Origin of the sequence: Flavobacterium sp. UMI-01, assembly GCF_019656315.1 — a bacterium.
Taxonomy (GTDB): Bacteria; Bacteroidota; Bacteroidia; order Flavobacteriales; family Flavobacteriaceae; genus Flavobacterium.
On the sequence record NZ_BPLU01000019.1, the window covers coordinates 171,286 to 186,165 of the forward strand.

The following is a 14,880-nucleotide window of genomic DNA, read 5'->3' on the forward strand; positions in this document are numbered from 1 at the left end:
TTTAGGTAGAAAAACCTATTTATTTTATTTTCTTAATTGCTATATCGTCTATAAATAATTTTGGTGCCTTGTCTTTAGGCAAATCTTCTTTTCTTATCTCAATTTTTAACTGATCATTTTTAGCTGAAGTAGCTGTTTTATTAATCTCAGCTTCGACAGTAACCCATTGACGACGAGGTAATTTCGGCAAATCTTTAAATACAACCTCCACTTTTGGGTTTTGTAAACTCAGGTGAATTTTATCTGCAATTCTCCCTTGATCTAGCCATACTTTCATTGATAATTTATATTTTCCAGCAGGAAGATTAATCGCTCCTTCGGGTGTTATGGCTGTCACTTTATCCACTTCAAGGTGTTCATTTTTTCCATAACCAGAAAATCGCAAACTATTTACTCCTGATGCATAATCACCCTCAACAATTTCTAGGTATTTGGCAGAAGGCTTATCTATAATCCAAAATTTTTGATAGTCATTTGGTTTAGAGTCTTCAGGAACCATCATTAACGGACGAGGATTTTCTTCGAATAAAATAGGCCCTTCAAAACCATAGAATGCTTTGTGTTTTGCCAATAAATTATCGGACGGTTTTTGCCAAACTCTTACGTATTCAATTTCGAAATCAACAGGTAATTCCTCTTTGTGAGGCATACCCAACCAAAAAAATATTTCAGAATCCAACCAAATTTCCATAGGATTATTCAATACCCAATCCAAGCCCACATCGTTCTGGGTAAAATGATGTACCAATCGTCCATCAATGAATAATTTTAGGTAATCTTCACCCCATTCAGCTCCATACACATGAAAATCATCAGCCGTTCTAAAAGGCAAATTTTCGGTATGCTGGAAAACGTTTGTTGGACGTTGTGCCGGAGGACTCCAATCGTGCGCTGTCGCTAAATATGAGTCTTCTCGAATATTACCCTGTTTTTTTGGTTTCCCCATTAACTCATAAACATCCAACTCCTGCTCATAGCCCAAAGCCCAAAAAGCTCCTGTAATGGCAGCATTACCTACCTTAGATTTCACCTCCATATAGCCGTTTAAGAAACGTTTTTTAGAAATCACACCCGCGGTAGTAACTGGCATTGGTTTCCCTTCATATTCACCATATTTAGCAGTACCCATATTACCATCCGTATAACTCTCTTTGAAAAAAGGATAATCAGGTTCCCATGCGGTTCTTAATTTTAATTTTCCGTCTTCCACGCGTACATTGTGGGGCGCAAATTGTGAAGGAGCACGTCCTTTCCAGATATAATATTCCCCGTTTTGACCTTCAACAAACCATTTGGAAGAGTCAATATGTGTTCCTTCAAATTCATCTGAGATTTCGGTATTTAATACCCAACCTTCTTTGTTTTTTAAATCTGAAAAAGGATACACCTTAGCGCTTCCTTTATTCTCGACAGTCGTTTCTGTACTTCTTCTTTGGGCGCAACTTACATTTGAAAACAATGCTAAACTCAACAGAAACAGCACCCCTATTTTAATATATTTCATTCTTATTTTTTTATAGTTAAATCGTAAATCATTCTCAACGATTACTTTTTTTGAAGTTTTAATTGAATCTCTTCAATGGTCATGTTTTTAGTTTCAATAAGGTAATAGTACAAGATAACGAGTCCTATTGCTACTGTGATGGCATAAAACAACAAAGTATAACTGATTCCCATAGTAGCGAGTTGTTCTGGAAAAAACACTTGGACTAACATACTTACGATACTGGTAATTAAGGTAAAAAACGGAATCGCTATCCCCCTAATCGCAATTGGGAAAATCTCTGAAAAAAGTACCCACATAACGGGGCCAACTGAAAAGTGAAAAGCCGCAATAAAACTAAGTATCCCAAATAAAATTAATACGGCGTTAATGTCGGCTGCCTTTTGTATCAATTGACTCGAATATTTACGAGCATCCGCTTCGCCTAAACTCTCTTCTAACGCTTTTTTGAATTCAATATCACTTCCGTATTCTTTACCAGCAATGGTTTGCAATCTTTCGGCATTATTTATTGAAGTTAATTCAGTTATTGAAGTTGGAGTTAACGTATATCGTGCTGTCTTGAATCCGTAAAAACAAATTCCCAAACTCAATATAATCCATGCCATTCCCCAAATAATAAGAGGTCTTCGACCTAATTTATCCACTAGTACCAAACCTAAAACGGTAAACACAATACTAGTTAATCCCACCCAAATAGATTGTACAAAAGCGGCATCAGTTCCTCCTCCAATTTGTTCAAAAACCGTAGGTGCATAAAATAATATGGCATTAATACCCGTAGCTTGCTGAGCAATCGCAATAGTCATCGCTATGATAAACGTATTTCGCATCGGCTTGCTGAAAATTTGCTTTAGTTGCGAAACAAGAGACTGATCTTGATTACCAGATTGCATACTTTGAATCATTTCTTCAATTTGAACATTGATTTCAGCTTCTGGAATTATTTTTCGTAAGGTGTTTTTAGCTTCCTCAGTTTTACCGTTATACACTAACCAAGAAGGGCTTCTTGGAATAAAAAACAGTAGGATGAGCCACAAAAAAGCAGGTACAATTTCAGAACCAAGCATCCATCTCCAAGTATATTGTTTTATCCCTAAACTAGTAACCCAAGCAGCATCAGAACTAGTGAGTTGAATGATAGAATAGTTGATAAAATAAGCTGCTGACAATCCCAATACAATATTGATTTGTGTCATGGACACTAATTTTCCACGCCATTGTGGAGGGGCAATTTCACCAATGTACATCGAAGCTACAGAGATTGAGCTAAAGGCCAATCCACCTAAAAAACGAGCAGCTACTAAGGACCAATAGCTTGGTGCCAAAGCCGATGCAATTGCAGAAATCAAATACAATGAGGCAATTATTTGCAGTGTTTTTCTTCTGCCTAAACTATTACAAGCGGAACCTGTAAAAAACAAAGCGAGTAACACTCCGATACTAGGTGAACCCACGACAATACCGAGTTGCATCGAATTCAGGTTGAATTCTTCGGTAATAAATTTCACTGTACCGGAAATTAAAGCCGCATCAAGTCCAAAAATGAAACCACCAAGGGCTACAATTAAGGCATAAGTAAATGCATTGATTTTATATGAACTCATGTTAATTTATGTATTAAAAGTTTGGTTATTGGGTTAGTTTTCTGTTCCTATTGTTATTTTGCTATTTATAGAATTAGTCGTTATCTCGGCAGTTTCACCATTCGTCCAGGTTACTTTTATCTTTAGGTTTTTATCACAAGAACCCAAACCAAAGGGAACCAAATTATTAAAACTTAAAGAATAAGCTGCGCCAGTTGCCCCAACACGTTTCACTTGTTTTGCACCGCAGGATTGCACTTCTACTAATGCGCCCAATGCTGTTGCTTTTCCTGATTTAGAATTCCCTATTTCAAGGGTCAAATAATTATTTTTACTAGCCTGTTCTAATTCGTTTTTAAACAAATGCCATTTTCCTCTTTCGTTTCCTATGACCACATCTACCTTTCCATCTAGATTATAATCAAAACTTTCTACTGCAATTCCTATAGCACCCAATTCTGGTGAAACGATGTTGTGTCCTTTTAATAGTTCATAACCGGCTTTGCCTTTATTCAAGTAAATGATAGATTCGTTTGCGTGAATTAAATCACCACGTTTAACAATTACCAAATCTTGATAACCATTATTATCCACATCAGCTACGGTAGCTCCCTCGGTAAACTCTTCTAAGAACAAATTTGTTTTTTTGGTTATGTTTAAAAATTTACCTCCTTTATTTTCAAGCAGGATAGCTGAGGGTGGTTTTGGATGTTTGTAGTCAGGATAGCTTTTCACACCGTGTACAATTCCTGTTGATGGTGCATTGAGACTTCCTGCAATTCTCCATTTATCATTACCAACAAACCCAATATAAAAACCCGACTTATCAGAATAATTATCAGGATAACCAAGCGCATTACTGTTAACCAATTTGATGTCTTTACCCGAATGTGTTTCGCCCGAAAATTTATAATCGTAACCCGATTCACCTATAAAATACGTATCAGCGTTAGGCCATTGGGACTGAAAATTTTCTAAATTCAACACATCACCTACCTCTAAATCTTCAAACTTAAACTTGCCTCTTTTGGTATAAAACCCCCATATTTTAGAATTTTTATCAAAAAAAGTTTCTCCTATTTCAAATTCTTTACTGCGTGTAAAATAAAGATCGAAATCACCGTCATTATCGAAATCAATTTCACTTATGGAGGTTACATCTGAAATCTTATACGGGAAAATTTTATCCGTAACATCTTCAAAAGTCAAATCCCCTTTTCCTTGATAGGCTTTCACATTTCCGTTGCCATACATCAAAATATCGATATATTGATCTCCATTAAAATCCGTCACCAAGGTTTTTTGACCATCGACTTTAATCGCTGGCAATGTTGACTTTAAAATCAATTCACCTTTGCCGTTGTTTTCATATACATAATTCTCCGTTGCTCCTTTTTTATCAGCATCTGGAAAGGCAAAGTTTAACAGATCTAAATCACCATCCTTATCTAAATCAACAAATTTGACTGTACGACCTCTCATCATTTCTAAAGGCATATCAAAATCTGGAACTTCCGTAAATTCTCTTTTTCTATTTACTTTGAAAATTTTTGAATTCCTTGCATTACTTCCAGAACCTCCACCACGAGAAACGATAATTTCTAATTGTCCATCTTTGTCAATATCCCCTACCGAAACGCCATGAATATCACCAATGATAATATCAAACGGTTTATCAAATTTCCCTTTATTGTTCCAGCATACTTGCAGCCCGTAGCCATGGTCATTGATTAGCAAATCAGGATAACCGTCTTGATCTAAATCAGCCACCACTGGAGCGTCCCATTTTCTTAAATTCTTTTCTTGTCGTGGAAAATCTTTTATAATCTCGACAAAAGCATCTTTTCCTTTTTTAGAACTCGGTGTCTGTCCAACAACGCAAATAGGCAGGCCAAAACAAAAAATACTTGCAACCAAAAATAATGACAGCCTATTGTATTCTTTTAAAATCATTTTTGCCTTTAATTAGATTGCTGTCGAAACACGTTTCTTAACCAAATAATCTTCTAAAGCTAAGTGCGAACAGTCATGACCTATTCCGCTATTTTTGATTCCGCCATGAGGCAAATAAATAGCGTATTTCACCCCGTTAATTTGAATTTCTCCAAACTGCAATTCTTCCGTAAAACGTTGAATTCTTTTGTGGTTATTGGTAAAAATATACGAAGCCAATCCGTATTCAGTATCATTGGCCAATGCTAAAACCTCATCATCAGTTTCAAATGACATAATTCCTGCCACAGGTCCAAAAGTTTCATCTCTAAACAAACGACAATCCGTGTTGATTCCTGAAACTACCGTTGGCTCAATCCAGTTTCCGTTTTCAGGGAATCCAGCAGGGATTTTTCCACCATATTCTAGTTTCGCCCCTTTGCTTACGGCATCCTGAACTAAATCAAACATTCTATCTCTGTCTTTACGACTCACAACAGGTCCCATATCTACCGTTTCATTTTCATCGGTACTAAAACCTAATTTCAATTTAGAAGCCCTATCGATATAAGCCGCAAGGAATTTATCATAAATGCTTTTGTGAACAAAAATTCGGTTAGCCGCTACACAAATTTGACCGCTGTTTCCAAATTTTAATCCGATGGCCAAATTTAGAGCAGTATCAAAATCAGCATCTTCAAACACAATAAAGGGCGCATTTCCACCTAATTCCATTCCTAATTTCTTGATAGAAGTGGTGCTATCGGCGATGATTCTTTTACCAGTAGCAGTAGAACCAATCATCGTTAAAACGGCTGGAATAGTACTGGTTGTCATCGTAGTAGCCACTTCAGCCGAAGGACCTGCCAAAATATTCACCACACCCGCAGGAAAATTAATTTCGCTTAAAATTTCGCCAATCAAATAGGTTGACAAAGGCGAATATTCAGATGGCTTAATAATTAAGGAGCATCCTGCTGCTAAGGCTGGGCCTAATTTGAATCCGACATTCAATAAGGGAAAATTCCAAGCCAAATAAGCTACTGCCACACCCGCAGGTTGTTCTACAATTTTGTGCGTATGGGTGTTTTCATAATCTGGAATTTGCTCTTCTCTACGGTTTTTCATTGCCGCTGGATACCATTCTAAGGCATTGGTAATCGCCTCGATATCTTCGGCAGACCCTGCATAGGTTTTACCCATTTCGTGTACCATCGCCGAACGCAATTCTGCTTCTCTTTCCAGAATCGCTGTTCTTAATTTAGTCATCCAAGCCGTTCTTTCAGCCAAAGATAATTTAGACCAATATTGAAATCCTTTTTGAGCTGCTGCTAATGCTTTTTCAGCATCGGCTTTTCCTGCCAGTGCCACCTGAGCAATGGATTCACCTGTTGCAGGACAAATTACATCTGCTTTTTCGCCGCTTACAGCATCAACTAATGCTCCGTCGATATATAATTTTTTATATCCAAAATTTTGAGTTTGCATCTCTTATTTTTATTTAAATATAGTATTTTTATTCTTTTTATATATAGCATATTCTTCGAGAACCTCTTCATCCACATCGATTCCTAAACCAGGACGATTAGGCACATCAATCATACCATCAACCATTTGGATTTTTGGAAAGGTCAAACGCTCTCTTAATCCATTTTCTGTTTGATCAAATTCCATCAACAAATTAGGTTTTTTCATTCTACCCGGCATAATTTCAATATTTGAAATAAAATGAAGTGCCACGTGAATTCCTATTGAAGTACCCCAAGTGTGTGGTATAATATCTACACCGTAGGTACTGGCAAGAGTTGCGATTCGTTTGGTTTCCGTTAATCCTCCTGTTGAACAAATATCAGGCTGAATAATATCTACTGAATTACTTTTTAGCAATTGTTGAAATCCAAATCGCAAATACTCACATTCTCCTCCTGAAATAGGGATTGAAGTTTTACTTCGTAATTCTCTGTACTGGTCATAATATTCTGGAGACAAAGGCTCTTCGAACCATGAAATGTTAAAAGGTTCTACTTTTCTACACAATTCTACCGCTTCTCTTAGATTATAAGCATGGTTTGAATCAATCATCAATTGCATATCATCACCCATCAATTCACGCATGCGTTTTACATTCTCAAAATCCTCTTTAATTCCTAAACCTACTTTCATTTTGATGGCTTTAAAACCTTGAGATTTGTATAAAATCACCTCTTCTTCAAAATCTTTAGATGGATTTGCATGGTCTGTAAAATACAATCCCGTAGCATAAGGCTGAATTTTAGTTCTATGAGCTCCACCTAATAAAGTAGAAACTGGAAGTCCTAAAATTTTACCTTTCAAATCCCAAATGGCAATATCAATGGCACTCATAGAAGCTACTAGAATTCCTCTTCGAGCGTAATCCAATGTTCTACGGTACATATCGTTCCATATTACTTCGTTCTCTAGAGGATTTTTACCTATAACCATTGGTTCTAGAAATTTTATTCCCGCTTCTATGACCGTGGCAGGACCATAACCTTCTCCCCAACCATGTGTCCCATCAGAACAGGTTACTTTGACTACACAAATACATCTTTCAGCATATTCCCATTGCGAAAAGAAAAAGCTTTTTGAAAGGACATCTTTTAATACAAACGTTTCAATTTTTTCAATTACCATTTTTCTCTTGAATTTATAAGCAGCTCACCGCTTTACTATGTTTTAAATTTGATTTTACTTTTTCTAAAAGTAAAGTTAGCCCAACTCTTATCGCTAAATAGTACTAAAATTACCTTTTGATAAACCATTGTTATCTTATTGCTGTTATCTTATCGCTTATTGCTTTAAAGTGCTCATACAATGAATCATAATCTTTACTATCAATCCACTTTTTATCGAATAAGGAACCACCCATCCCTACTCCAACAGCTCCGGCTTGAAAAAAGGACTGAATATTGTTAACATCAACACCTCCTGTAGGTAATAATTTGATGGTATTTAAGGGGGCAAGTACATCTTTAACATAGCCTGCTCCTAACTGTGTGGCGGGAAAGATTTTGACTGCCGTAGCTCCTAATTTATTAGCAGTATAAATTTCTAATGGAGTAAATGCTCCGGGAAAAATTGGAACGTTATTTTCTTTGCAATAACGCATTACCTCAACATCCATAATAGGCGTTACAATAAATGAAGCGCCTGCTGCTAAAGCCTCCTTTAAATCATCGAGGGTGCATACGGTTCCCGCACCAATATTCATATCCGTATGTTCATTTGAAAGCGTTTGGATGATGGTAGCTGCATTGGCAGAATTCATCGTGATTTCAAGTGTAGTGAAACCTGCTTTTTTATAGTAAGGCAGTATTTCTTGAATCACTTCTAACGAAATATTACGCAAAATCCCTACCACAGGCATTTTCTCAAACAATTCTGCTTTGTAGTTTGTTGTCATTTTACTTTTGCTTTAGTTGTTTTCAATTATTTTCCACTGTCCTTTAACAACAGCTCTATCTACTTCCCTTTTTTCTACTATTTGTGTTTTGGATTCTAAACCTAAAACATGAATAGCTCGATGGTATAATTCAAAAAGTTGTCCGCCTGCGCATAATTTAATCGTATCACAAGGCAACTTTTTAAGGCTTTTCAATTCTTCACCAATCAAAAGACCACTTAAATAATAGAAGTTTTCAGCATTTGTTTTTTCCCTAAACAACGTATTGGTTCGTACTTTGAAAAGCGTATTCAAAATTGATTTTCCCTCCATTGTTTTTTGTACCCCTTGTTCAAAAGAGGCTAGGTAAGCGGCTTCCAAAGGCATTTTTTCAATAGAATTCTTTAGTAGCGTGTGTTCCGCAATTACACTAAACATTTCGCCTGTCATATAGGTGAAAAAATTTGTAATCGTTCCTTTTTCACATAGTACATGCTTACTATGAGTTCCTGGGGTAACAAATACAACAGCCTGTTTTTTATCCTCCTCATTAATCAATCCTATAATTTCCACTTCTTCGCCGCGAATCACATCAGAATCCGATTTGACACCTGAAATCAATTGAATCAGATTGGGAATTATTGCCGAAGATATCTTTTCCACCAGCAAAGTCTTTCCATCAGTGGTGAAAGGTAAACTAGCATAAGGAAGTTCTCTTAACCCAATACTAGAAGAAGCCATCCCCGAAATAACAATTGTCACTTCCTCACTTATTGTTGTTGTAAAAAGGGCTAGTTGTTGTTGTAAAAAAGTCAAGAAATAGTTTTCTTTTTCTCCTCCAAAAGCCAACCATTCATCATAAATAGTTTTAATCCCTTTAGGAGAAACCACTTCTTCCAGAATAGTCAAATGAGGCGTTGCCACTAATCTTAATCGCAAATTAGTAGTACCCCAATCGACACTCACAAAAGTCTTCATACGCATCATTTAATTGTAATTAATAGATTCTTACAAATTTAAAGGAAGCCTGTGAGTGGTTGTGGTTTCAAATTATCAACTACTAATCCGTATTTACCCTAATTATTGATTTCACATCCATTCTTATTATTAAAAAACACCATCATAGCGCTATGATTAATTCTCTTTAGGTTGATTAGGATGCTAATAATTACCATAAAAAAATCCACTCTGGTTGGAGTGGATTAAGCGATTGCCTTTTTATTTTCAATTGGATTTAAATTTTATTCAATTCATCACGCATTCTAGCAAAAAAGGGTTGAAGCTCTGATAACGGTTTTCCTGTGATTTTAGAAAATGCATTATTAAAGTCTTTGTTAACCTCATTCAATTGATTTTTCTTATCCTCATCAGATAAACCTTCATTTTTCACTTTACTCATTACATCCATATAACCCGTAATGTAAGCATTTCTAGCATCTAAAAGCTGTTTGGACTGAGCTGCATCCAAGCTAAACTCTTTTGTTGCTGCTTCGACAAAATATTTAATCTTTTTTTCTTGTGTTTTGTTTTGAGCAAATGCTCCTGAAAACACCAACATCATCATCATTGCGAATACAATTTTTTTCATCATTTTTTAGAATTTAAGTTAATTATAGTTATTTATTGTTTTTTTTGCCACACACGTACATATTCGATTTCAAAATCGACTACACCGTCTTGTTGTTTCTCTTTTGGACTATGATGCTCTAATTCTTCCTTAGTTTTAGGAATGTCGTGCCAAGGAAAAATTTCTTGGTCAAGCCACAAACTAATTGGTTTTGTTGCCACATATCCATTGTAATCTTCGGGTAATTTCACTTCTTTTTGGTTTTCTTTGACCCATTTGGTAGCTTCTTCAGCCGTAACTGAAGAAAACAATTTTCCGTCAATATAATATTTAACTCCTTTTTCATCCCACTCTACACCCCAAATATGAAAATCATCTGCCACTCTAAAACCAACATCTTTCTTTTCTGTGTAAGTAGGTTTTCCCGTCATAGGCTTGTTCCAGTCTCTAATAGACCACCACAATTCACGGTCTAAATGTTCTTTTTTGGGATTCAAAGTACCTCCGTATAATTCGTAAAAATCAATCTCAAGCATTTCGCCCATCGCCCAAAAAGCACTTGATACAGGAGCATCGGCTGCTTTGCTTTTGATTTCTATATAGCCATATTTAAATTCTTTTCGCCCAATCAAACAGGCGGTTGTAATATTTTCATACGGAAGTGATTCACCAAATACAGGTTTAACAATTTCATCCGAAAATGGAAAATCAGGTTCCCAGCGTGTTTCAAGAATGAGTTTCCCGTCTTCCAATCTATAATTGCGTCCAGAAAATTGCGAAGGAGCGCGCCCTTTCCAAACTTTTTTATTGGGTTTATCAGGATGTTTGTAAAAGGGTTTGCCATTTTCAAATTTCCCTACGATATACCATTTGTTTTCATCAATTGTCTTTTCGTCAAATTCATCACTGACCTCTGTATTCAAAATCCATTTTCCTTCATTCGCTGGATCAGAAAAAGGAAGCACTTTTGCGTTGCTGCTATTTTTGTTTTTTGACACTGTTTGACTAGAACAACTAAAACTTAGTGATAGCACTAATACAAATGCAACAAGCGAAAATAGTTTGTTTAAAAAAATCATTTTGGAGAATTTTATTTTTTTTTGCGACCCAACTTATAAAATAGAAAGCAGCTCAAAGTCCTTTCTAAAAGATAGCTCATCACAAAGTAAGTTGGTTTTTGAAATTAAAATTAAGCCAAACTTACCCTGTTACTAACCTAATTTACCATAATAAATTAGCTAATAAGAATTTCAGTATAAAATGCTATGAAAATAATTTTAGAAAATGGTACGCTATTCATCATGCTTGAGGTACAACCATTGTTTTTTTTAGAGAACAAAAAGTTATCTTTCACTCGAATAACAAAGCGAACTTAACTACTAAAAGAAGAAGTTTTTTTAATGATAAAAAGGAGTGAATTACAATTTATATCTGTAATTTTTCGGTGTATCTCCCATCACCGATTTAAACTGTTTATTGAAATTGGGTATAGATTTATAACCCACATTATAACATATTTCAGATATAGGGGTGTTTTCTTGAATTAACATGCGTGAAGCATTCCGAATACGAATCTCATTTAAGAATTCAGTAAAGGATTTATTGGTCATTTTTTTAAAAAACCGACAAAACGAATTCGTAGTCATACAGGCTATATCCGAAACATCTTTTAATGAAATATCTGATTTATAATTATCTGAAATGTAGCGAATCACATTATCCAACCTGTCGGGATTTTCATTAGAAAACTGCCTCATATCGGTTGAGGACAAAATGGTTTTCTCCTCTTCCTTACAAAGCGACAAACGGTATAAAATATTTAAGAGATTGATGGTTTGTTTTCCTTTTGGGAGTTCAGTAATTTCCAAAAGTTCATTATGCAGTTCCTCACTAATGGATTTGTCAAAACTTACTCCAAAATTTGATTGTTCCAACAGATTTTTAATTCCGATAAATTCAGTATTATCAAAAGTACCTTCTCCAATAAAATTAGAAGTAAATTTCAATACAATGGTTTTCACCATCAAATTTCCATCAGACTCATAATAGGCTTCATCATTGCGCCACAAATGAGGCAAATAAGATCCTACCAAGACCAATTCGCCAGGATAAAAATGAGACACATTATCGCCTACAAAACGAATACCAGTACTTTGAGAAATATATAACAATTCATACTCGGGATGGTAATGCCAAGCTGTATCCAAACAAGGGACTTCTTTCTTAAAGATATTAATCCTTTGACTAGCAAAATTTTCTGGGTTCTTTAATACTAATTTCATATTATTCGGAACAAATACTACACTAAAAAAGATATAGCGTTACACAAACCTATCCTATTTTACCCGAAAAAAGAGGTTTTTCTCCTTTTATCTGCAAATTAGGTAGTTACAAATATAATGATTTTAGTTCGTGATTTTACATCAATTTAACATTCTCTAAACATTAGAAACATTAAAACTGATAGGACATAAAATTAATTGAAAAAAATATGACCAATAAAAATTTGTCTAGTACAAAAAAATGAGGCTATCCATCCAAAAAGATGCAATAGCCTCACAAACTAACTACAAAAAACTATTAATTAAAAAACTGTTATTTGGAAAACTTGTTCAAATACCCAAACTCCATCTACTAAGACCGCTTCGACAGGAGTGGTACCTTTGTACGTGACTTTGTCTTTATAGGTATTTTTTAAGGTCACGGTATAATTCCCTGCTGTGGGAAAATAGATAAATACGGTTGCATCCGTAGTTGACAAACCCTTTGACGTATCAATAAATGGAGTTAAATCAGGATAAGGAGCCGCTAATACATTTGTAAAACCTGGTTTTAAAAAATGTGAGCCTTGTACAATTTTCCATTCATGAGTTAAAAGACCCTGTGACAAATCATAGATAGACAGTGCTCTACCTGCAGGAAGCATAATGGGAGCACTTACATTCAAAGGAGTACTCGCATACCAAGTTACATCAGAGAAATTGGGATCAGGTGTTAAGGTTTCTTTTTCACAACTTGTAAAAAACAAACCTAAAAACAATATTATTACTATATTTTTCATCTTCTACTTTTTTATTATTTAGATAAATTAGGATTTCTACCTACTTCATTACTTGGCAATGGCAAATATTCATGTGTTCCCTCAACGAAATTTTGTGCTGGAATGGTAAATTCATTTGGTATAGGTAAACTTGTGCTTACTTTATTGGCTTCATTTACCACAGAAGTTTTAAATCTAGTTACTTGAGTACCAATATTTGGATTTACAGTTTTTGCATATTTAAAATCATTGGTATAATAGGTTGTAGCTGATAATGCTACAAAATTAGATTTCAATATCCCCCATCTTCTTAAATCAGTAAAACGAGTGGCATGACCTTCAGCTGATGTTTCTAACGGCTTGTCCACATACATAATTTTATTCATAAGCGTGGTAGCGTTATAAACCACACCATCATAGGTGCGTGTACCTGCAAATTCTGCTGGTGAGCCGTATAAAACAAGCCCCCAACGCGCACGCACTTTGTTGATGAGTGTCAAAGCTTCATTGATCGCTCCTCTTTTAATCAAGCACTCTGCCTGCATCAAATACACCTCAGACAATCTGTGAACAATAAAGTTTTTAGAAGATTTTTGTGCTCCTAATGGATTTGCACTTTCAGCTGTAAACAAATCTACATTCAAATATTTTTTATAATAAGCAAAAACTCGTGGTTGAGCGGTGGCATTCACAGCTCCAAAGGTCAACCCAGCCGAAGCATCAATAACCGCTGGCACTCCGTAAGCAGGAGTGTGAAGATCTTCTGGCAAAGTAACCATCGCCGAAGCTCTTAACGGAACGGCTCTCAACGGATTTGTAATCACACCTCCGACATGGTTTCTTGCATCCAAAGCATCCATTGGCTCAGATTTATAAGAATAAGCTACCCAAGCTGGAGCTGTAAAACATAAATTTTGAGAAAAGCTTACAAATGCCAATCGATTAGTAGTGCTTTCTTCATCAAAGTTCCCTAATTCAGGTCTAAAAGCGCCGTCAAAGTTTACTTCAAAAATAGATTCGCTATTGAATTCATTTGCAGTATAAAATAGCGTGATTGGATCTTTTCCTGAACCAGCAGTTCCAAATAAACTATAATTAGTATTTGAAATCACATTTGCAAAATACGGTTCAGCTAGCGCATGCTCTCCTTCATACAAATAACTAGTCCCTAAAACCGTAGCAGCAGCAGCCTTAGTAGCACGTCCTTTTTCTGCTGGTTTTGTTGCAGGTAAATTTTCGTATGCGTATTGTAAATCAGCTCTAAAAAATTTTAGAACATCTTCAGACGAAGAAACTGATTTAAAAAAATCATCCGGAGTAACAGGAGTATGATCTTCAATAATAATTTTACCCTTATTGAAAGAAGTATGCAAATAAAAATGATACAAACCTCTTAGAAAACGCGCTTGAGCCATTTGATACGTCCATTTATCCATATCGGTTGTGGTCGATTTAATTCTTTCAAGTGCCTCAATTACTTGATTGGTTCTAAAAATCCCTCTGTAACAAGCTGCCCAATGCCGATCGATAAACTGATTGTTATTAGTATAGTTTTGAAACCAAAACGTATAAGCCAAATCCCCTGTTAAAAAAGGAACAGGTCTAACATTTGAATACCATCCCATATCCGAACGCACCATTTCTTCTCTCAGATTAAAGATGTAAGGAGAAAGTAATGTAGCGTAAGCAGCTGTTAAACCACTATTGGTATCATTTAAGTTTTTCCAAAATTGACTAGAATCAGTGTAGTTTGGGTTGTTCTCAGTCAAATCTGGATTACAAGAACTCAATAGTCCTAGTATTAAAAATCCAGAAATGCATTTATAAATATATTTTTTCATTTTTAAA

General features: G+C 35.4%; 12 protein-coding genes. All 12 read right to left on the reverse strand.

Annotated features, from left to right (window positions below; all coding sequences use genetic code 11):
* Nucleotides 1-19 precede the first annotated feature (19 nt).
* Complete coding sequence (locus K5R64_RS08150) at nt 20-1,504, reverse strand: family 16 glycosylhydrolase (protein WP_220762538.1); 1,485 nt, start codon at nt 1,502-1,504, stop codon at nt 20-22.
* A gap of 41 nt (nt 1,505-1,545) precedes the next feature.
* Nucleotides 1,546-3,111 (reverse strand): sugar porter family MFS transporter, encoded by a 1,566-nt coding sequence (locus K5R64_RS08155; protein ID WP_220762540.1) that lies wholly within the window; start codon nt 3,109-3,111, stop codon nt 1,546-1,548.
* Between the two features lie 33 nt (nt 3,112-3,144).
* Nucleotides 3,145-5,043, reverse strand: a complete 1,899-nt coding sequence (locus K5R64_RS08160) for a CRTAC1 family protein (RefSeq protein ID WP_220762541.1) — start codon at nt 5,041-5,043, stop codon at nt 3,145-3,147.
* 12 nt (nt 5,044-5,055) lie between these two features.
* Complete coding sequence (locus K5R64_RS08165; protein WP_220762542.1) at nt 5,056-6,510, reverse strand: aldehyde dehydrogenase family protein; 1,455 nt, start codon at nt 6,508-6,510, stop codon at nt 5,056-5,058.
* A 9-nt stretch (nt 6,511-6,519) separates the two neighbouring features.
* Nucleotides 6,520-7,677 carry a mandelate racemase/muconate lactonizing enzyme family protein gene (locus tag K5R64_RS08170; RefSeq protein ID WP_220762543.1) on the reverse strand — a complete coding sequence of 386 codons (1,158 nt, stop codon included), beginning with the start codon at nt 7,675-7,677 and terminating at the stop codon, nt 6,520-6,522.
* Between the two features lie 130 nt (nt 7,678-7,807).
* Nucleotides 7,808-8,446, reverse strand: coding sequence for a bifunctional 4-hydroxy-2-oxoglutarate aldolase/2-dehydro-3-deoxy-phosphogluconate aldolase (locus K5R64_RS08175; protein ID WP_220762544.1), 639 nt, complete (start codon nt 8,444-8,446; stop codon nt 7,808-7,810).
* Between the two features lie 12 nt (nt 8,447-8,458).
* Complete coding sequence (locus K5R64_RS08180) at nt 8,459-9,403, reverse strand: 2-dehydro-3-deoxygalactonokinase (RefSeq protein WP_220762545.1); 945 nt, start codon at nt 9,401-9,403, stop codon at nt 8,459-8,461.
* Nucleotides 9,404-9,659: 256 nt separating this feature from the next.
* Nucleotides 9,660-10,016: a hypothetical protein gene (locus K5R64_RS08185; RefSeq protein WP_220762546.1), complete on the reverse strand. Its 357-nt coding sequence runs from the start codon at nt 10,014-10,016 to the stop codon at nt 9,660-9,662.
* A gap of 29 nt (nt 10,017-10,045) precedes the next feature.
* On the reverse strand, nt 10,046-10,990 hold the full coding sequence (locus K5R64_RS08190; protein ID WP_255580328.1) for a family 16 glycosylhydrolase: 945 nt from the start codon (nt 10,988-10,990) through the stop codon (nt 10,046-10,048).
* Nucleotides 10,991-11,410: 420 nt separating this feature from the next.
* On the reverse strand, nt 11,411-12,274 hold the full coding sequence (locus tag K5R64_RS08195) for an AraC family transcriptional regulator (RefSeq protein ID WP_220762549.1): 864 nt from the start codon (nt 12,272-12,274) through the stop codon (nt 11,411-11,413).
* Between the two features lie 302 nt (nt 12,275-12,576).
* Complete coding sequence (locus tag K5R64_RS08200; RefSeq protein ID WP_220762551.1) at nt 12,577-13,053, reverse strand: hypothetical protein; 477 nt, start codon at nt 13,051-13,053, stop codon at nt 12,577-12,579.
* A 14-nt stretch (nt 13,054-13,067) separates the two neighbouring features.
* Nucleotides 13,068-14,873: a RagB/SusD family nutrient uptake outer membrane protein gene (locus K5R64_RS08205; RefSeq protein ID WP_220762552.1), complete on the reverse strand. Its 1,806-nt coding sequence runs from the start codon at nt 14,871-14,873 to the stop codon at nt 13,068-13,070.
* Nucleotides 14,874-14,880: the final 7 nt, after the last annotated feature.